Origin of the sequence: Variovorax sp. PMC12 (genome assembly GCF_003019815.1) — a bacterium.
GTDB lineage: Bacteria > Pseudomonadota > Gammaproteobacteria > Burkholderiales > Burkholderiaceae_C > Variovorax.
Genome location: NZ_CP027773.1, coordinates 4,596,118 through 4,612,499 on the forward strand (window position 1 = coordinate 4,596,118; position 16,382 = coordinate 4,612,499).

A 16,382-nucleotide genomic window follows, 5' to 3' on the forward strand; every position below is an offset into this window, starting at 1 on the left:
CCGCGTTCCCGTGCGAGGCGAACCAGCAATCGGGTGCAGACATAAAACCAATACACGGGAACTGCTCTTTCAAGGATTGAAAAATGGCAAAAGGTAAATTCACCCGCACCAAGCCTCACGTCAACGTGGGCACGATCGGTCACGTCGACCACGGCAAGACCACGCTGACGGCTGCGATCGCAACGGTGCTGTCGGCCAAGTTCGGCGGCGAAGCCAAGGCCTACGACCAGATCGACGCTGCGCCTGAAGAAAAGGCCCGCGGCATCACGATCAACACCGCGCACGTCGAGTACGAAACGGCCAACCGCCACTACGCACACGTCGACTGCCCCGGCCACGCCGACTACGTGAAGAACATGATCACCGGCGCTGCCCAGATGGACGGCGCCATCCTGGTGTGCTCGGCCGCCGACGGCCCGATGCCCCAGACCCGTGAACACATCCTGCTGGCTCGCCAGGTGGGCGTGGGCTACATCATCGTGTTCCTGAACAAGTGCGACATGGTCGACGACAAGGAACTGCTCGAGCTGGTCGAAATGGAAGTTCGCGAACTCCTCGACAAGTACGAATTCCCCGGCGACGACACCCCCATCATCCACGGCTCGGCCAAGCTCGCCCTGGAAGGCGACAAGGGCGAACTGGGCGAAGGCGCCATCATGAAGCTGGCCGAAGCCCTGGACACGTACATCCCGACGCCCGAGCGCGCCGTGGACGGCACGTTCCTGATGCCCGTGGAAGACGTGTTCTCGATCTCGGGTCGCGGCACCGTGGTGACCGGCGCTGTCGAGCGCGGCGTGATCAAGGTTGGTGAAGAAATCGAAATCGTGGGCATCCGCCCGACGGTCAAGACCACCTGCACCGGCGTGGAAATGTTCCGCAAGCTGCTGGACCAGGGTCAAGCCGGCGACAACGTGGGCGTGCTGCTGCGCGGCACGAAGCGCGAAGAAGTCGAGCGCGGCCAAGTGCTGTGCAAGCCCGGCTCGATCAAGCCGCACACGCACTTCACCGCCGAGGTGTATGTCCTGTCGAAGGACGAAGGCGGCCGTCACACGCCGTTCTTCAACAACTATCGCCCGCAGTTCTACTTCCGCACGACGGACGTGACCGGCGCGATCGAGCTGCCCAAGGACAAGGAAATGGTCATGCCTGGCGACAACGTCAGCATCACCGTGAAGCTGATCAACCCGATCGCGATGGAAGAAGGCCTGCGTTTCGCCATCCGTGAAGGCGGCCGCACCGTGGGTTCGGGCGTCGTTGCCAAGATCCTCGACATCTAAGCCGGACGCAAAGGAATCACCATGGCAACCAAGCAAAAAATCCGCATCCGCCTGAAGGCGTTCGACTACAAGCTGATCGACCAGTCGGCAGCCGAAATCGTTGACACCGCCAAGCGTACCGGCGCGATCGTCAAGGGTCCTGTGCCCCTGCCGACCCGCATGAAGCGTTTCGACATCCTGCGTTCGCCGCACGTCAACAAGACGTCGCGCGACCAGCTGGAAATCCGCACGCACCAGCGCCTGATGGACATCGTCGACCCGACCGACAAGACCGTGGACGCGCTGATGAAGCTCGACCTGCCGGCCGGCGTGGACGTCGAGATCAAGCTGCAGTAAGAAAAGCACCACACTCGTCGTGTTTTAACAAGGCCCGCCCGCAGAAATGCAGGCGGGCTTTGTGCTTTTCTGCCCAGGTATGGCATCCTCGCGCGGCGGCAACTCCGGCGTATCGACCGGAGGCTGAAACGAGGGCAGCACCAGTCATGAACTACAAGTTCTTTTTTGCGTTTGCGTCGGCATGCGTTGCAGCGGCGTTGCTGGCTGGCTGCGGCGGGGGAGGCGGTGGAGGAGGGGGAGGCGGTGGCGTGGGCGTGTTGCCTTTTCTGCCGCCGGCGAGCGCGGGGCCAGTTACCCTGACGGGCACGGCCACCTACGAATCCGTTCCCAATCCGAACGGCAACCTCGTGTATGCATCCACGTCCGTCAAGCCGGTGCGAGGCGCGTCGCTGGAGGTGGTCGATGCCGCCACTTCCGCGCAACTCGCGGTCGCCACGACCGACGACAACGGTGCGTATTCGGTGAGCGTGCCGGCGAATGCAACCGTGATCGTGCGCGTGAGGGCCCAGTTGACCCGCACCGCACCGGGCGCGGCCTGGGATGTCAGCGTACGCGACAACACCCAGGGCAACGCCTTGTATTCGATGCAGACGGCGGCGTTCTCGTCGGGCACTGCGTCATCGACCCGTGACCTGCGGGCGGCAACCGGCTGGGACGGTTCCAGGTATGCCTCGCAGCGTGTGGCGGCGCCCTTTGCAATCCTCGACACGGTCTACACGGCAATGCAGAAGGTGCTGTCGGTCGCGCCCGCCACGTCTTTCCCATCGTTGCGCGTGTACTGGAGCCCCAACAACGCACCATCGCCCGGCAACCCGGCGCTGGGCCAGATCACCACCACCTACTTCGTCAACGAGAGCACCGGCCGCGAGATCTACGTGCTGGGCAAGGAGGGCGTCGACACCGACGAATTCGACTCGCCGGTGATCGCGCACGAATGGGGGCACTACTACCAGTCGTCCTTCAGCCGCGACGACTCGCCGGGCGGGGAGCATTCGGGCAGCGACCGGGTCGACCGCCGGCTGGCGTTCTCGGAAGGGTGGGGCAATGCCTGGTCGGGCATTGCGCTGGACCGAAGCACCTACGTGGATTCCCGCGGCCCCGGCCAGGCGACCGATTCCATATCGGTGGACCTGAGGGCCGGTCCATCGACCAACCCCGGCTGGTACCGGGAGGTTTCGATCCAGTCCATTCTCTGGAACCTGAACCAGCAGGTCGGATTCAAGCCGATCAACGACGCGATGACGAGCTTCCAGTTCCGAAGCGCGACGCCCGTCACGTCGATCCACCTGTTCTCCTCGGTGTTCAATGCCGTTGCCCCGGGGAGCGCGCCCGCGCTGAAAACCCTGCTCGCGGGGCAGGGCATCACGTCCACCGATGCCTACGGCGTCGGTGAAACGAGCGATGACAGTGCTGCCGCCACGCCGGTTCCCGACGTGCTGCCGTTGTATACGCCCGTAGCGGTCGGCGTTCTGGCGTCCAACGTTGCCTGCATCTCCAACGTGGCAGGTACCGTCAACAAGCTCGGCAATATTTCTTACCTTGCCTTCAGCGTCAACCCATCCCCGAGCCGCGACTACACGATCCAGGTCTCCGGAGGGAGCGGCCTGCCGAACTTCGACCTCTTCAAGGGCGGATTGATCGCGAGAAGCAGCAACAAGGTCAGCCTGGGCGCCGGTGACTACGTTCTTGCGGTGCGCGACGATGCGCCGGTGTCCGGCGCGAACAATCTGCCGCCAAGGTGTTTCTCCGTTCTCGTTCAATAGGAAGGCTCGCCATGAACATCCGCACCCAATCGACGATGGCGCTGGCATGGCTTGCGCTGGCAACGGCGTCGGCGCCAGTCCTGGCCGATGGCATGCCGGGGTCGCGAGGCGCCAGGCAGTCGGCGGCCCAGCCCGTGGTGACCGCGTCCAGAAAGTCCAACGACTCCGGCGTTACGTTGCAGTACCAATTCAGCGGCAATCCCCAGGTGGGCAAGCCGACGGCCATCACCCTGCAGTTCGATGGCGTCGCCAGCCCCGACGGCGCGACCGTGCGCCTGAGCCCGGACGCCGGGCTGACGTTGTCGGGCAGCAACACGCTGACTTTGTCGCCAGGCGCACGTACCAGCGCCACCGTCACGGTGGTGAGCGACCGCGAAGGCATCGCCTATCTGAATGTCTTCATCGCGCAGGGCAATGCGCGCAGCGCCATCTCCATTCCTGTGCAGACCGGCTCGGACGCGCCCTCCATGAAGCCGGCGGGCGAGGTGAAGGCCGTGCCCGGTGGCGAAAAGATCATCTCGCTGCCCGCTCAATAAGCGGGAAACCTGCGCTCGAGGCCCTGAACAAGGGGCCTGAGCGGCCGCTTGCATGGCCTGCGCATCGCGGGCTATAATCGCTGGCTCTGCCCTTGTTGCGTCCGCAAGGCGCCATGCGGGCAGAGATTTATCAACCTTCTTCCGTAGCCGGAGAAATCTGGCAAACGCTGTTGCCAATTGAAGTGGCAGTGGCGGAAGAGGATTTCCATTTTTGGAGAAAACATATGAGTCTGAGCAACTCCCTCGGGTTGCTGGGCCGCAAGGTGGGGATGATGCGTCTCTTCACCGATGACGGGGACGCAGTTCCTGTCACGGTGGTGGATGTGTCCAACAACCGTGTGACCCAGATCAAGTCCCAAGAGACCGATGGCTACGTCGCCCTGCAAGTGACGTTCGGTTCGCGCAAAGCATCGCGCGTGACCAAGCCCGAAGCCGGCCACCTCGCCAAGGCGGGTGTCGAAGCAGGCGAAATCATCCAGGAATTCCGCGTTACCGCCGATACCGCAGGTCAGCACAAGGCTGGCGGCGTGATCGCCGTGAACAGCGTTTTCACCGTGGGCCAGAAGGTGGACGTGCAAGGCACCTCCATCGGCAAGGGCTACGCTGGCACGATCAAGCGTCACAACATGAGCTCGCAACGCGCGTCGCACGGTAACAGCCGTTCGCACAACGTTCCCGGCTCGATCGGTATGGCGCAAGACCCCGGTCGCGTGTTCCCCGGCAAGCGCATGACGGGCCACCTCGGCGACGTCACCCGCACGACGCAAAACCTCGACGTGTTCCGCATCGACGAAGCACGCCAACTGCTGCTCATCAAGGGCGCGATCCCGGGTTCGAAGGGTGGCTTCGTCACCGTGCGTCCCGCCATCAAGGCCAAGCCGCAAGCGGCTGAAGGAGCGAAGTAATGCAACTCGAACTCCTGAACGAGCAAGGCCAGGCCGCGTCGAAGTACGACGCCCCCGAGACCGTGTTCGGCCGTGACTACAACGAAGACTTGGTCCACCAGATCGTCGTTGCATTCCAGGCCAACGCCCGCCAAGGCACGCGCGCCCAGAAGGACCGCGAACAGGTCAAGCACTCGACCAAGAAGCCTTTCAAGCAAAAGGGAACGGGCCGTGCCCGCGCCGGTATGACGTCCTCGCCGCTGTGGCGCGGGGGTGGTCGCATCTTCCCGAACATGCCTGACGAAAACTTCTCGCAGAAGATCAACAAGAAGATGTACCGCGCCGGCATGGCGTCCATCTTCTCGCAACTCGCTCGCGAAGGCCGTCTGGCCGTGGTCGACTCGATCAAGGTCGATTCGCCCAAGACCAAGCCGCTGGCTGCCCGTTTCAAGGCGATGAATCTCGAGTCCGTGCTCGTGATCGCCGAAGAAGTCGACGAAAACCTGTACCTTGCCTCGCGCAATCTGGTGAACGTTCTCGTGGTCGAACCCCGCTACGCCGATCCGGTGTCGCTGGTTCACTACAAGAAGGTGCTGGTCACCAAGGGTGCCGTCGACAAGCTCAAGGAGATGTTCGCATGAGCCGCGTGAACCCTACCGCCGCTGAACGTACGTTCGAAGAAGGCCGCCTGATGGCGGTGCTGGTCGCTCCGATCGTGTCCGAAAAGGCCACGATGGTCGGCGAGAAGTCGAACGCTGTCACTTTCAAGGTGCTGCAAGACGCCACCAAGCCCGAGATCAAGGCCGCTGTCGAACTGATGTTCAAGGTCGAAGTCCAGGGCGTGTCGGTGCTCAACACCAAGGGCAAGACCAAGCGCTTTGGCAAGTCCATCGGCCGCCGCGACAACGTGCGCAAGGCCTATGTGACCCTGAAGCCGGGTCAAGAGCTCAACCTCGTCGGGGAAGGCGCTTAATCATGGCCGTCATCAAGATGAAACCCACTTCGCCGGGCCAACGCGGCGCGGTGAAGATCTCGCGTGACCACCTGTTCAAGGGTGCTCCTCACGCTCCCCTGCTGGAACCCCAGTTCCAGAAGGCCGGCCGTAACAACAACGGTCACATCACGATCCGTCATCGTGGCGGCGGTGCCAAGCACCACTACCGCGTCGTCGACTTCGTGCGCAACAAGGACGGCATCCCGGCCAAGGTCGAACGCATCGAATACGACCCGAACCGTACCGCCCACATCGCTCTGGTCTGCTACGCCGACGGCGAGCGCCGCTACATCATCGCCCCGCGCGGTCTGGAAGCCGGTGCAACGCTGCTGTCGGGCTCCGAAGCGCCGATCCGCGCCGGCAACACCCTGCCGATCCGCAACATCCCGGTCGGCTCGACGATCCACTGCATCGAACTGCAACCCGGCAAGGGCGCGCAGATCGCTCGTTCGGCCGGTACGTCGGCCACGCTGCTGGCCCGTGAAGGCGTCTACGCCCAGGTCCGCATGCGTTCGGGCGAAGTCCGCCGCATTCACATCGAATGCCGCGCGACCATCGGTGAAGTTGCCAACGAAGAACACAGCCTGCGCCAGCTCGGCAAGGCCGGTGTGAAGCGTCACATGGGTATTCGCCCGACCGTTCGCGGCGTGGTGATGAACCCGGTCGACCACCCGCACGGTGGTGGCGAAGGCAAGACTGGCGAAGGCCGCCATCCTGTCGACCCATGGGGCAACCTGACCAAGGGCTATCGCACCCGTAACAACAAGCGCACGCAGGTCTTCATCGTGTCGCGTCGCAAGAAGTAAGGGATAGCCAATGACTCGCTCTCTCAAAAAGGGTCCGTTCGTCGACCACCACCTCGTGGCCAAGGCCGACAAGGCCGTGACGACCAAGGACAAGAAGCCGATCAAGACCTGGTCGCGCCGCTCGATGGTTCTGCCCGAGTTCATCGGTCTGACCATCGCCGTGCACAACGGCAAGCAACACGTGCCCGTGTACATCACCGACCAGATGGTCGGCCACAAGCTCGGCGAATTTGCGCTCACGCGCACGTTCAAGGGGCACCCCGCGGACAAAAAAGTCCAGAAGAAGTAAGGAACGACCATGTCTGAAACACGTGCAGTCCTCCGCGGTGTCCGCCTGTCGGTCGACAAGGGCCGTCTGGTCGCTGACCTGATCCGCGGCAAGAAGGTCGATCAAGCGCTCAACGTTCTGCAATTCACGCAGAAGAAGGCCGCTGTGATCATCAAGAAGGTGCTGGAGTCGGCTATCGCCAACGCCGAGCACAACGACGGTGCCGACATCGACGAGCTGAAGGTCAAGACCATCTACGTCGAGCAAGGTGCAACGCTCAAGCGCTTCACCGCGCGGGCCAAGGGTCGCGGCAATCGCATCAGCAAGCCCACGTGCCATGTGTACGTGACGGTTGGCAACTAAGAAGGCCTGGAAGAAATATGGGACAGAAAATCCACCCAACCGGGTTCCGCCTTGCGGTTACCCGTAACTGGTCCAGCCGCTGGTACGCAAGCGACCGCGATTTCGCGGGCATGCTGGCCGAAGACATCAAGGTTCGCGAATACCTGAAGAAGAAGCTGAAGAACGCTTCGGTGTCGCGCGTCATGATCGAACGTCCCGCCAAGAACGCACGCATCACGATCTACTCGGCACGTCCGGGCGTCGTGATCGGCAAGAAGGGCGAAGACATCGAGAACCTCAAGCGCGAACTGGGCAAGCAGCTCGGCGTGCCGGTTGCGGTCAACATCGAAGAAGTGCGCAAGCCCGAAATCGATGCGCAGCTGATCGCCGACAGCATCACGCAGCAGCTCGAAAAGCGGATCATGTTCCGCCGCGCCATGAAGCGCGCCATGCAGAACGCCATGCGTCTGGGTGCCCTGGGCATCAAGATCATGTCGGCTGGCCGCCTGAACGGCATCGAAATCGCTCGTACCGAGTGGTACCGCGAAGGCCGCGTGCCGCTTCACACCCTGCGCGCCGACATCGACTACGGCACCTCGGAAGCCAAGACCACCTACGGCGTCATCGGCGTCAAGGTCTGGGTCTACAAGGGCGACACGCTGGGTCGTAACGACCTGCCGGCCGTCGAAACGCCGCGTCCCGAAGAAGAACGTCGTCCGCGCGGTCCGCGCCGTGATGGTCGCCCTGGCGACCGTCCGGGTGGCGACCGTCGTGGTCCCGGCCCCCGTGCCGGCGGCCGCGGCCCGATCGGTGGCAACACCGCTCCGGCCGATGGCAGCGACAAGCCCGCAGAAGCAACCGGCGGTGCCGGTGCAGACTCGAAACCCGCCGTTAAGCGCGTCCGCAAAGCCGCGCCCGCTGCAGCAGCGGACGGTGCCAAGACCGAGTAATCGGTCGCTCCCGGGCACGCAAGTGCCTGGGGCCCTCACGGAGTAATAAAACATGCTGCAACCTGCACGCAGAAAGTTCCGCAAGGAACAAAAGGGCCGCAACACCGGCATCGCAACCACGGGTAACTCGGTTGCGTTCGGTGACTTCGGTCTCAAATGCACCGACCGCGGCCGCCTCACGGCGCGCCAGATCGAAGCCGCTCGTCGCGCGATTTCGCGTCACGTGAAGCGCGGTGGCCGTATCTGGATCCGCGTGTTCCCGGACAAGCCGATCTCGACCAAGCCCGCAGAAGTGCGGATGGGTAACGGTAAGGGCAACCCCGAGTACTACGTCGCTGAAATCCAGCCCGGCAAGATCGTGTTCGAGATCGTCGGCGTGCCCGAAGAACTCGCCCGCGAAGCGTTCCGCCTGGCCGCCGCCAAGCTTCCGCTGCGTACGACTTTCGTCGCTCGCCAGCTCGGCGCCTGAGAGGAGAACACTTATGGCAACCCGTAAGAAGAAAGAAACCGCGGCTCCGGCCAAGGTGACGAAGGCCGCAACCCTGCGCACGAAGGACGTCGCAGGCCTGCAAGCCGAAATCAAGGATCTGCAGAAGGCCCATTTCGGCCTGCGCATGCAGAAGGCCACGCAACAGCTGTCGAACACCTCGACGCTGCGCGTGACGCGTCGCGACATCGCACGCGCCAAGACCATTCTTGCGCAGAAGCAGCAAGAAACCCAAGCCGCCAAGTAAGGAGTGAACATGACGGAAGCTAAAAAATCCCTCAAGCGCACCTTGATCGGCAAGGTGGTCAGCGACAAGCGTGCCAAGACCGTGACCGTGCTGGTCGAGCGCCGTGTGAAGCACGAGCTCTACGGCAAGATCGTGGCCAAGACGAGCAAGTACCACGCCCATGACGAAAAGGGCGAGTACAAGCTGGGCGACACCATCGAGATCACGGAAAGCCGTCCGATCTCGAAGACCAAGAACTGGGTCGTGACCCGTCTGGTCGAGAAGGCCGTCCTGGTCTGATCAATCATTGGTGCCCCCTGGGGCAACCAATCCGGAAACGGCCCACAATGTGGGCCGTTTTTCTTTTTCTGGAGCACATCGAATGATCAAAGTCGGCGACACCCTTCCCGCGGCCACCCTGCAGGAATATTCCGAAGTCGAGGGCGAGGGCTGCAACATCGGCCCGAACGCCGTGGACGTGGCCAAGGCTTCGGCTGGCAAGACCATCGCGCTGTTCGCGCTGCCGGGCGCCTTCACGCCCACCTGCTCGGCCAAGCACGTGCCGGGCTACGTGCAGCACTTCGACGACTTCAAGGCTGCCGGCGTGGACGAGATCTGGTGCGTGAGCGTGAACGATGCTTTCGTGATGGGCGCCTGGGCGCGCGACCAGAAGACCGGCGCCAAGGTGCGCATGCTGGCCGACGGCAGCGCCGATTTCGCCAAGGCCACCGGCCTCACGCTCGACCTGACCGGCCGCGGCATGGGTCTGCGCAGCAACCGTTATTCGATGCTCGTGAAGGACGGCAAGGTCGCGACGCTGAACGTCGAAGCGCCCGGCAAGTTCGAAGTGAGCAACGCCGAGACGCTGCTGGCGCAAGCCCGCGGCTGATCCGGCTAGAGATCCACCTTCAGGTAGTGGGCCCCGGCGACGGGGTTGTGATAGTAGGGCGGCACCTCCGCGAAGCCCAGGTCTTCGTAGAGGGCCCGCGCCGACTCCATGTCGTCGAGGGTGTCGAGCAGCACGCAGCCGTAGCCAGAGCTGCGCGCGGCATCGAGGATTGCCTCGGCCAGCTGCCGGCCCAGGCCCAGTCCGCGGAAACCAGGGCGCACGTACAGGCGCTTCATCTCGGCCGCGTTGGCGTAGTCCGCGCTGTCCAGCGGACGCAGCGCGCAGCATCCCGCCACGTGCGCCAGCGTGCCGTCGGCGCGTTTCAGGGTCGGCGCCTGGCGGCCGGCGTCTTCCTTCACGTTGACCGGATCGACCAGCGCCAGCAGCAGCGTGCCGCGCGGCTCGGCATATTCGCCCGGCAGGCCGGCCAGTTCGCCTTCGAAATCCTGGAAGTCGAGGTCGATGCCGAGCGAGTTCGCATAGTCGCGGAAGATCGCGCGTACGGCATCGATCTCGTGCGCCTCCTCGGGCGTCAGCAGGACGACGGCGGGCATGGCCGCCAGCGGCAGTGGGCGTGAAACGGAAAAGCTCATATGCGCAACGAAGAAATCCAGTAAGCCACGCCCGCGCAGAGCGCGAACACCACGAGGGCAAACGCGCGCGAGGCCGCATCGTCGCGGCTCGGTGCGACATTGCCGCCGGCGCCGGCGGCGATCAGCTTGTCGCCCGTCACCATCGGCCGCACCAGCCGGTGCCGCTTGACGACTGCATGGAACAGCACGGCCATCACGTGCAGGCTCGCGAGCGCGATCACGATCCACTTGCCCCAGGCCTTGTGCCAGCTCGTGGCCAGGCTAACCGTCTCGCTCGAGACAAAGCGCGTGAGCGGTCCGGAGGCCGAAATCTCGTCGTCTGCCGTCAGGCCGGTTGCCACCTGGAGCGCGAGGATGGCCAGCACGGCGAAAACCGACAGGGCGCCCAGCGGGTTGTGTCCGATCAGATGGTCCGGATGCGCCTTCCCGCGCAGGTAGGCGACCACGGAGCCCGGCCCGTAGACGAAGGCCGCGAAGCGCGACCAGCGCCCACCGACGAAGCCCCAGGCCAGCCGGAACAGCAGCAGCGCGAGCACCGCGTAGCCCAGGCGGAAGTGCCATTCCATGATGCCGTTCAGGCCGGTGCCGATCAGGCCGATCACGGCAATCGCCAGCGCCCAGTGGAAAAGGCGCGTCGGCAGGTCCCAGACCCGGGTGGCCGTGCCGGTGCCGAAGGCCGTTCGAGGGGCGGCCACGGAGGAGTCGGTCATCGAAGGAGGCGCGGAGGGCGCAATGCTGCGGAAGGCGCAGATTAGCAAAGTCCGGACCCTCATTCGCTTCGGGTTGTTGCTATGAGCCCGGCGCCGGCGCGACCTACACTCGCGCCGCGCCGCGCCAGACGGCGTTTCCCAACGAGGAGCCCCGATGACCCGATTCGCTTCGTTCGCCGTTGCAGCCGCCTGCGCTGCGATGTCCCTGCCCGCCGCGGCCCAGTTCGCCAAGCCCGAGGACGCCATCAAGTACCGCCAGAGCGGGCTGTTCGTGATGAGCCAGCATTTCAGCCGTCTCGGCGCCATGGCCAACGGCCGTGCGCCCTACGACGCCGCCATGGCCGCCGCCAACGCCGAAGTAGTCGCCGACATGGCGAAGCTGCCCTGGGCGGCCTTCGGCCCCGGCACCGAGGGCGGCAAGGCCAGGCCCGACGTGTGGAAGGAAGACGCCAAGTTCAAGGAACGTCAGCAGAAGCTGGTCGAAGAGACCGGCAAGCTGCTGGTCGCAGCCAAGGCCGGCAACATCGACGCGCTGAAGACCCAGTTCGGCCCGACCGCCGCGAGCTGCAAGGCGTGCCACGACAGCTTCCGCAACCAGTAAAAACAAAAGGCGCTCCTCGGAGCGCCTTTTTCTTGTTGCCGGCCGAAGGATCAGGCTTCGGCCAGGAGTTTCTCGATCAGCTTGTGCAGCTCGGCGAAATCGGGCTCGCCCACATAGCGCTTCACGATCTCGCCGCGCTTGTTGACCAGGTAGGTGGTCGGCGTGAGCTTCACGTCGCCCCAGGCCTGCGCCACGCTGCCGGTGTTGTCGATCGCCACCTTGAACGGCAGCTTGCGCGTTTCGGCGAAATTGACGACGTAGCTCGGCGGGTCGTAGCTCATGGCCACTGCCAGCGTGTCGTAGCCCCGGGCCTTGTATTTGTCGTAGGTGGCGATGACCTTGGGCATCTCGCCGACGCAGGTCACGCAGCTCGTGGCCCAGAAGTTGACCAGCGTGACCTTGCCCTTCAGGTCGGCCGTGCTCTTTTTCGTGCCGTCGAGCAGCACGAAGGTCGAGGCCGGGGCGGCGGTGGCGCCGGAGCCGAGGTACACGCCCACGCCGGTGGCCAATGCGATGACGACGGCGGCAGCGGCGATGTATTTTTTCATGGCAGCGTAGAGAGAAGGGCGGCGCGATTCTAGTTCCGCCCGCCCGATCGTGCTTGCGAAGCCCCGCCGGCCCCGGGCGGCTCGATAATCGCTCCCCCATGCCGTCGTCGCCCTTTCCATCTTCCTGGCTTGCGTTGGTCGCGGCGACCCTGCTCGCCGCCTGCAGCCCCACCTTCAACTGGCGCGACGTGCCGCTCGGCGACGCCGGGCTGGTCGCGATGCTGCCCTGCAAGGCCGACAAGGCGAACCGTGCCGTGCCGCTCGGTGCCGAATCGGTGCAGGTCGACATGACGGGCTGCGAAGCCGGCGGCGCGACCTTCGCCATCGCGCACGCTTCGGCCAGCGGGCCGGCCCAGGCCGAAGCCTGGCTCAATGCGTGGCGCACCGCCACCCGCGCCCAGCTCGGCGGCATGCAGGTGACCGAAACCAGCGCCAGCGTGCAGCGCGCGACCGCCGTGCCGCCGCCGCTGCGGCTGGATGCCCGACCGGCGCAGGCCGGCGCGCCTGTGCAGGTGCTGTGGTTCGCCCAATCGCAGAAAGACGGCACCGTGGCGCTCTACCAGGCCACAGTGCTCGGCAAGCCCTCCGCGGCCGATGCCTCGCAAACCTTCTTCGAAGGCCTGCGCCTCCCGTGAAGCGAGGCTGCTATTGTTTTGATAGCCGCGCGTGCCGCTCGCCCTGGGGCGGCACTGTCCGGTTTGCCGCGCTGCCGCGTTGTGTCATATATCTACATCCACTGGGCGCCCCCGCATAATCGGCGCGTCGTCCTCCGTCCCGCATGAACAGCATCCTCATCATCGCCCACTCACCGTTCGCACATGCGCTGCGGCAGTGCGCGCTGCATGTGTTTCCCGATTGCGAGCAGGCCATCGTCGCGCTCGACGTGTTTCCCAACGTGTCGCCCGAAGAAACGCTGGCCGCCGCGCGCATCACGCTCGCGCAGCAGCTGCACGCGCCCCGCGCGCAGGTGCTGGTGCTGGCCGACGTGTTCGGCGCCACGCCCTGCAACGTGGCGCAGAAGCTGGTGGACGGCGTCCGGTCGCGGCTGGTGGCGGGGGTCAATCTCCCGATGCTGCTGCGCGCCGTCACCTACCGGCACGAACCGCTCGAGACTCTGGTGCAACGGGCCCTGGCCGGCGGCACCGCGGGTGTCATGCAGGTGGCGGCGGCCGCTCCCCAGAACCAGGCGAAGAGAAAGCACAGTGATCAAGAAATCCGTGACCATCAGCAATAAGCTGGGCCTGCACGCACGCGCATCGGCCAAGTTGACCAAGCTCGCAGGCAGCTTTCCCTGCGAGGTCTGGCTCTCGCGCGGCGACCGCCGCATCAATGCCAAGAGCATCATGGGCGTCATGATGCTGGCCGCCGGGCTCGGCTCCACCGTGGAGCTCGAAACCAACGGCCCGCAGGAAGAAGAAGCGATGAACGCCATCGTCCACTTGATGGACGACAAGTTCGGCGAAGGAGAATAAGGACTCTCCCATGACCTTCGCAGTCCACGGCCTCCCTGTCGCCCGTGGCATTGCCATCGGGCGCGCTGTGCTGGTGGTGTCGAGCCGCATCGACGTGGCCCACTACTTCATCAAACCCGAAGAGATCGAGACCGAGATCGACCGCGTGCGCACCGCGCGCAACGCGGTGGCCGACGAGCTCACCAAGCTGCAGGCCAACGTGGCCCAGATGGGCCCCAACGACGCGCCGCACGAGCTGGCGGCGCTGCTCGAGGTGCACCAGATGCTACTGCAGGACGAGGCCCTGAGCGGCGGCGTCAAGCACTGGATCAGCGAGCGGCTCTACAACGCCGAATGGGCGCTGACCACGCAGCTGGAAATCATCGCGCGCCAGTTCGACGAGATGGAAGACGCCTACCTGCGCGAACGCAAGGCCGACCTCGAGCAGGTGGTCGAGCGCCTGCTGCACCGCATGAAGGGCACGGCCGCCGTGCTCGCGCCGAGCCCGCCGCGCCGCAAGCGCGCCGCCGCGCCGGTCGACGACAACGACGAGCACGACGACCCCACCGCGGGCGACGGCATCGACGTGCCGCTGGTGCTGATCGCGCACGACCTGTCGCCGGCCGACATGCTGCAGTTCAAGAAGAGCGTGTTCGCCGGCTTCGTGACCGACGTGGGCGGGCGCACCTCGCACACCGCCATCGTCGCGCGCAGCATGGACATCCCGGCCGTGGTGGGCGCGCGCACCGCGAGCCAGCTGGTGCGCCAGGACGACTGGGTCATCATCGACGGCGATGCCGGCGTGGTCATCGTCGACCCCTCGCCGATCATCCTGGCCGAGTACGGCTTCAAGCAGCGCCAGGGCGACCTGGAGCGCGGGCGCCTCGCGCGGCTGCGCCACAAGCCGGCCGTCACGCTCGACGGCCAGCGCGTCGAGCTGCTGGCCAACATCGAGATGCCCGAGGACACCGTGGGCGCCGTCAAGGCCGGCGCGGTGGGCGTCGGGCTGTTCCGCAGCGAATTCCTCTTCATGGGCCGCGAATCTTCGGCCCGCCAGACGCGCCTGCCCGACGAGGAAGAGCAATACCAGGCCTACAAGCGCGCGGTCGAGGGCATGCAGGGCATGCCGGTCACCATCCGCACCATCGACGTGGGCGCCGACAAGCCGCTGGACAGCAAGTCGGCCAACAAGCAGGAGCACCTGAACCCCGCGCTCGGCCTGCGCGCCATACGCTGGAGCCTGGCCGACCCGGCGATGTTCCTCACGCAGCTGCGCGCCATCCTGCGGGCCGCCGCGCACGGCGAGATCCACCTGCTGATTCCCATGCTCGCGCATGCCAGCGAGATCCGCCAGACCATGTCGCTGATCGACTTCGCGCGGGCCGAGCTCGACAACCGCGGCGCGGTGTACGGCCCGGTCAAGCTCGGCGCCATGATCGAGATACCGGCCGCGGCGCTCACGCTGCGCATCTTCCTGAAGCACTTCGACTTCCTGTCGATCGGCACCAACGACCTGATCCAGTACACGCTGGCCATCGACCGTGCCGACGAGTCGGTGGCGCACCTCTACGACCCGGCGCACCCGGCCGTGCTCAAGCTCGTGGCCGACACCATCGCCGAGTGCCGCCGGCAGGGCAAGGGCGTGTCGGTGTGCGGCGAGATGGCAGGCGACGTGGCGTTCACGCGGCTGCTGCTCGGGCTGGGCCTGCGCAGCTTCTCGATGCACCCCTCGCGCATCCTCGCGGTCAAGCAGGAAGTGCTGCGCGCCGACACCGGCAAGCTCGAGGCGTGGGCCAGGGGCGTGCTCGAATCCGACGACCCGGCCGCCGCGCTCGCGGGCTGAGTCTTTTCGTGGCGCGCGGCACCGCGCATTGCCAAGGGACATCGCTCGCATGACTTCGCCTTCGCCTTCGTCCACGCCCGCCGCGCACGCCGCCCACGCCGCCGACGCGGCGCCTGTCGATCCTCCCGGCCACGGCATGCTGCTCGCCTTCACCGGCGGCTTCGTCGACACGCTCGGCTTCGTCGCGCTGTTCGGCCTCTTCACCGCGCACGTCACCGGCAACTTCGTGCTCATCGGCGCGGCGATGGCGGGCGACGGCCATGCGGATGTGGTCGGCAAACTGCTGGCGCTGCCGACCTTCGTCATCGGCGTCGCGGCCACGCGCCTGTTCCAGCTGCAGCGCGAACGGCAAGGGCGCGACACCGCCGCGCCGCTGGTCGCCATCCAGCTCGCGGGCCTCGTGGCCTTCATGCTCGCCGGCGTGGGGGCCGGGCCCTTCGCGCACGGCGGCGGCATGCACGCCATCGGCGTCGGGCTGATGGGCGTGCTGGCGATGTCGGTGCAGAACACCGCCGCGCGCAGCGTGTTCTCGCGCCTGACGCCCAGCACCGTGATGACAGGCAACGTCACGCAACTGGTGATGGACCTGGTCGACATCGCGACGCGCGCGCCCGGCATGGCGGCGGCCGGTGCCCGCTTGCACAAGGCGTGGCCGCCGGTGGCCGCGTTCGCCACCGGCTCACTGGCGGGCGGATTGGGCTACGCGCATACGGGCTTCTGGGCGCTGCTCGCGCCCTGCATCGCGCTCGCGGTGCTACTGCGGCTGCTGCGAAAGCACTAGCGCCGCAATAAAACGAAACACGCCGAAACTGCGGCGAAAGGACTTGCGGCGGCCCCGCAAGCACGATCAGGCCTTCTCTTCCAACCCCTGAAAGAAA

Annotated in this window: 24 protein-coding genes; 21 read left to right on the forward strand and 3 right to left on the reverse strand. The window is 65.4% G+C overall.

Annotation, left to right across the window (positions count from 1 at the left end; all coding sequences use genetic code 11):
• Window positions 1-83 precede the first annotated feature (83 nt).
• The 15 genes from tuf (at window position 84) to C4F17_RS21375 (ending at window position 9,758) form a co-directional block, all read left to right on the forward strand.
• Window positions 84-1,277 (forward strand): elongation factor Tu, encoded by a 1,194-nt coding sequence (gene tuf / locus C4F17_RS21305; protein WP_093060175.1) that lies wholly within the window; start codon window positions 84-86, stop codon window positions 1,275-1,277.
• Between the two features lie 21 nt (window positions 1,278-1,298).
• The gene (rpsJ, locus tag C4F17_RS21310) at window positions 1,299-1,613 is read left to right on the forward strand and encodes a 30S ribosomal protein S10 (RefSeq protein ID WP_007838118.1); all 315 of its coding nucleotides are present in this window, start codon (window positions 1,299-1,301) and stop codon (window positions 1,611-1,613) included.
• Window positions 1,614-1,759: 146 nt separating this feature from the next.
• Complete coding sequence (locus tag C4F17_RS21315; RefSeq protein WP_106936577.1) at window positions 1,760-3,376, forward strand: hypothetical protein; 1,617 nt, start codon at window positions 1,760-1,762, stop codon at window positions 3,374-3,376.
• An 11-nt stretch (window positions 3,377-3,387) separates the two neighbouring features.
• Entirely contained in the window at window positions 3,388-3,912 is a 525-nt protein-coding gene (locus C4F17_RS21320; RefSeq protein ID WP_106936578.1) for a hypothetical protein, read from the forward strand.
• 224 nt (window positions 3,913-4,136) lie between these two features.
• Window positions 4,137-4,817 carry a 50S ribosomal protein L3 gene (gene rplC / locus C4F17_RS21325; protein WP_081266124.1) on the forward strand — a complete coding sequence of 227 codons (681 nt, stop codon included), beginning with the start codon at window positions 4,137-4,139 and terminating at the stop codon, window positions 4,815-4,817.
• The gene (gene rplD / locus C4F17_RS21330) at window positions 4,817-5,437 is read left to right on the forward strand and encodes a 50S ribosomal protein L4 (RefSeq protein WP_081266125.1); all 621 of its coding nucleotides are present in this window, start codon (window positions 4,817-4,819) and stop codon (window positions 5,435-5,437) included. The genes rplC and rplD overlap by 1 nt, the downstream gene beginning before the upstream one ends.
• Window positions 5,434-5,769, forward strand: a complete 336-nt coding sequence (rplW, locus tag C4F17_RS21335; RefSeq protein WP_007838129.1) for a 50S ribosomal protein L23 — start codon at window positions 5,434-5,436, stop codon at window positions 5,767-5,769. The genes rplD and rplW overlap by 4 nt, the downstream gene beginning before the upstream one ends.
• Window positions 5,770-5,771: 2 nt before the next feature.
• Window positions 5,772-6,596 carry a 50S ribosomal protein L2 gene (rplB, locus tag C4F17_RS21340; protein ID WP_015867666.1) on the forward strand — a complete coding sequence of 275 codons (825 nt, stop codon included), beginning with the start codon at window positions 5,772-5,774 and terminating at the stop codon, window positions 6,594-6,596.
• 10 nt (window positions 6,597-6,606) lie between these two features.
• The gene (gene rpsS / locus C4F17_RS21345) at window positions 6,607-6,885 is read left to right on the forward strand and encodes a 30S ribosomal protein S19 (protein WP_007838132.1); all 279 of its coding nucleotides are present in this window, start codon (window positions 6,607-6,609) and stop codon (window positions 6,883-6,885) included.
• A gap of 9 nt (window positions 6,886-6,894) precedes the next feature.
• Window positions 6,895-7,227, forward strand: a complete 333-nt coding sequence (rplV, locus tag C4F17_RS21350; RefSeq protein ID WP_007838134.1) for a 50S ribosomal protein L22 — start codon at window positions 6,895-6,897, stop codon at window positions 7,225-7,227.
• A gap of 17 nt (window positions 7,228-7,244) precedes the next feature.
• A complete protein-coding gene (gene rpsC / locus C4F17_RS21355; protein WP_081266126.1) occupies window positions 7,245-8,156 on the forward strand; it encodes a 30S ribosomal protein S3 in 912 nt (303 codons plus the stop codon).
• 52 nt (window positions 8,157-8,208) lie between these two features.
• A complete protein-coding gene (gene rplP / locus C4F17_RS21360) occupies window positions 8,209-8,625 on the forward strand; it encodes a 50S ribosomal protein L16 (protein ID WP_007838137.1) in 417 nt (138 codons plus the stop codon).
• A 55-nt stretch (window positions 8,626-8,680) separates the two neighbouring features.
• Window positions 8,681-8,890: a 50S ribosomal protein L29 gene (gene rpmC / locus C4F17_RS21365; protein ID WP_026284221.1), complete on the forward strand. Its 210-nt coding sequence runs from the start codon at window positions 8,681-8,683 to the stop codon at window positions 8,888-8,890.
• Window positions 8,891-8,899: 9 nt separating this feature from the next.
• Window positions 8,900-9,169 carry a 30S ribosomal protein S17 gene (rpsQ, locus tag C4F17_RS21370; RefSeq protein ID WP_015867662.1) on the forward strand — a complete coding sequence of 90 codons (270 nt, stop codon included), beginning with the start codon at window positions 8,900-8,902 and terminating at the stop codon, window positions 9,167-9,169.
• Window positions 9,170-9,251: 82 nt separating this feature from the next.
• Window positions 9,252-9,758, forward strand: coding sequence for a peroxiredoxin (locus tag C4F17_RS21375; RefSeq protein ID WP_106936579.1), 507 nt, complete (start codon window positions 9,252-9,254; stop codon window positions 9,756-9,758).
• 5 nt (window positions 9,759-9,763) lie between these two features.
• Here the strand turns inward: C4F17_RS21375 and C4F17_RS21380 are convergent, their stop codons facing one another.
• Both C4F17_RS21380 and C4F17_RS21385 read right to left on the reverse strand, forming a co-directional pair.
• Window positions 9,764-10,351 (reverse strand): GNAT family N-acetyltransferase, encoded by a 588-nt coding sequence (locus C4F17_RS21380; RefSeq protein WP_106936580.1) that lies wholly within the window; start codon window positions 10,349-10,351, stop codon window positions 9,764-9,766.
• The gene (locus tag C4F17_RS21385; protein WP_106936581.1) at window positions 10,348-11,061 is read right to left on the reverse strand and encodes a cytochrome b/b6 domain-containing protein; all 714 of its coding nucleotides are present in this window, start codon (window positions 11,059-11,061) and stop codon (window positions 10,348-10,350) included. Before C4F17_RS21385 ends, C4F17_RS21380 begins: the two co-directional genes overlap by 4 nt.
• A 154-nt stretch (window positions 11,062-11,215) precedes the next feature.
• On the opposite strand from C4F17_RS21385, the gene C4F17_RS21390 reads away from it, so the two are divergent.
• Window positions 11,216-11,662: a c-type cytochrome gene (locus tag C4F17_RS21390; protein ID WP_106936582.1), complete on the forward strand. Its 447-nt coding sequence runs from the start codon at window positions 11,216-11,218 to the stop codon at window positions 11,660-11,662.
• A gap of 50 nt (window positions 11,663-11,712) precedes the next feature.
• On the opposite strand, the gene C4F17_RS21395 is transcribed toward C4F17_RS21390, so the two are convergent.
• Window positions 11,713-12,210 carry a TlpA family protein disulfide reductase gene (locus C4F17_RS21395; protein ID WP_106936583.1) on the reverse strand — a complete coding sequence of 166 codons (498 nt, stop codon included), beginning with the start codon at window positions 12,208-12,210 and terminating at the stop codon, window positions 11,713-11,715.
• A 98-nt stretch (window positions 12,211-12,308) separates the two neighbouring features.
• On the opposite strand from C4F17_RS21395, the gene C4F17_RS21400 reads away from it, so the two are divergent.
• The 5 genes from C4F17_RS21400 to C4F17_RS21420 all read left to right on the forward strand — a co-directional run bounded on the left by C4F17_RS21400 (window position 12,309) and on the right by C4F17_RS21420 (window position 16,285).
• Window positions 12,309-12,845, forward strand: coding sequence for a hypothetical protein (locus C4F17_RS21400; RefSeq protein WP_106936584.1), 537 nt, complete (start codon window positions 12,309-12,311; stop codon window positions 12,843-12,845).
• A 143-nt stretch (window positions 12,846-12,988) separates the two neighbouring features.
• The gene (locus C4F17_RS21405; RefSeq protein WP_106936585.1) at window positions 12,989-13,444 is read left to right on the forward strand and encodes a PTS sugar transporter subunit IIA; all 456 of its coding nucleotides are present in this window, start codon (window positions 12,989-12,991) and stop codon (window positions 13,442-13,444) included.
• A complete protein-coding gene (locus tag C4F17_RS21410) occupies window positions 13,413-13,682 on the forward strand; it encodes an HPr family phosphocarrier protein (protein WP_081266134.1) in 270 nt (89 codons plus the stop codon). The genes C4F17_RS21405 and C4F17_RS21410 overlap by 32 nt, the downstream gene beginning before the upstream one ends.
• Window positions 13,683-13,692: 10 nt before the next feature.
• Window positions 13,693-15,504 (forward strand): phosphoenolpyruvate--protein phosphotransferase, encoded by a 1,812-nt coding sequence (gene ptsP, locus C4F17_RS21415; protein ID WP_081266135.1) that lies wholly within the window; start codon window positions 13,693-13,695, stop codon window positions 15,502-15,504.
• 49 nt (window positions 15,505-15,553) lie between these two features.
• Window positions 15,554-16,285, forward strand: coding sequence for a YoaK family protein (locus C4F17_RS21420; RefSeq protein ID WP_106936586.1), 732 nt, complete (start codon window positions 15,554-15,556; stop codon window positions 16,283-16,285).
• Window positions 16,286-16,382 lie beyond the last annotated feature (97 nt).

Coding starts and splice junctions, on each gene's coding strand:
- tuf (WP_093060175.1), top strand. CDS start 84: ATGGCAAAAGGTAAATTCACCCGCACCAAGCCTCACGTCAACGTGGGC.
- rpsJ (WP_007838118.1), top strand. CDS start 1,299: ATGGCAACCAAGCAAAAAATCCGCATCCGCCTGAAGGCGTTCGACTAC.
- C4F17_RS21315 (WP_106936577.1), top strand. CDS start 1,760: ATGAACTACAAGTTCTTTTTTGCGTTTGCGTCGGCATGCGTTGCAGCG.
- C4F17_RS21320 (WP_106936578.1), top strand. CDS start 3,388: ATGAACATCCGCACCCAATCGACGATGGCGCTGGCATGGCTTGCGCTG.
- rplC (WP_081266124.1), top strand. CDS start 4,137: ATGAGTCTGAGCAACTCCCTCGGGTTGCTGGGCCGCAAGGTGGGGATG.
- rplD (WP_081266125.1), top strand. CDS start 4,817: ATGCAACTCGAACTCCTGAACGAGCAAGGCCAGGCCGCGTCGAAGTAC.
- rplW (WP_007838129.1), top strand. CDS start 5,434: ATGAGCCGCGTGAACCCTACCGCCGCTGAACGTACGTTCGAAGAAGGC.
- rplB (WP_015867666.1), top strand. CDS start 5,772: ATGGCCGTCATCAAGATGAAACCCACTTCGCCGGGCCAACGCGGCGCG.
- rpsS (WP_007838132.1), top strand. CDS start 6,607: ATGACTCGCTCTCTCAAAAAGGGTCCGTTCGTCGACCACCACCTCGTG.
- rplV (WP_007838134.1), top strand. CDS start 6,895: ATGTCTGAAACACGTGCAGTCCTCCGCGGTGTCCGCCTGTCGGTCGAC.
- rpsC (WP_081266126.1), top strand. CDS start 7,245: ATGGGACAGAAAATCCACCCAACCGGGTTCCGCCTTGCGGTTACCCGT.
- rplP (WP_007838137.1), top strand. CDS start 8,209: ATGCTGCAACCTGCACGCAGAAAGTTCCGCAAGGAACAAAAGGGCCGC.
- rpsQ (WP_015867662.1), top strand. CDS start 8,900: ATGACGGAAGCTAAAAAATCCCTCAAGCGCACCTTGATCGGCAAGGTG.
- C4F17_RS21375 (WP_106936579.1), top strand. CDS start 9,252: ATGATCAAAGTCGGCGACACCCTTCCCGCGGCCACCCTGCAGGAATAT.
- C4F17_RS21380 (WP_106936580.1), bottom strand. CDS start 10,351: ATGAGCTTTTCCGTTTCACGCCCACTGCCGCTGGCGGCCATGCCCGCC.
- C4F17_RS21385 (WP_106936581.1), bottom strand. CDS start 11,061: ATGACCGACTCCTCCGTGGCCGCCCCTCGAACGGCCTTCGGCACCGGC.
- C4F17_RS21390 (WP_106936582.1), top strand. CDS start 11,216: ATGACCCGATTCGCTTCGTTCGCCGTTGCAGCCGCCTGCGCTGCGATG.
- C4F17_RS21395 (WP_106936583.1), bottom strand. CDS start 12,210: ATGAAAAAATACATCGCCGCTGCCGCCGTCGTCATCGCATTGGCCACC.
- C4F17_RS21400 (WP_106936584.1), top strand. CDS start 12,309: ATGCCGTCGTCGCCCTTTCCATCTTCCTGGCTTGCGTTGGTCGCGGCG.
- C4F17_RS21405 (WP_106936585.1), top strand. CDS start 12,989: ATGAACAGCATCCTCATCATCGCCCACTCACCGTTCGCACATGCGCTG.
- ptsP (WP_081266135.1), top strand. CDS start 13,693: ATGACCTTCGCAGTCCACGGCCTCCCTGTCGCCCGTGGCATTGCCATC.
- C4F17_RS21420 (WP_106936586.1), top strand. CDS start 15,554: ATGACTTCGCCTTCGCCTTCGTCCACGCCCGCCGCGCACGCCGCCCAC.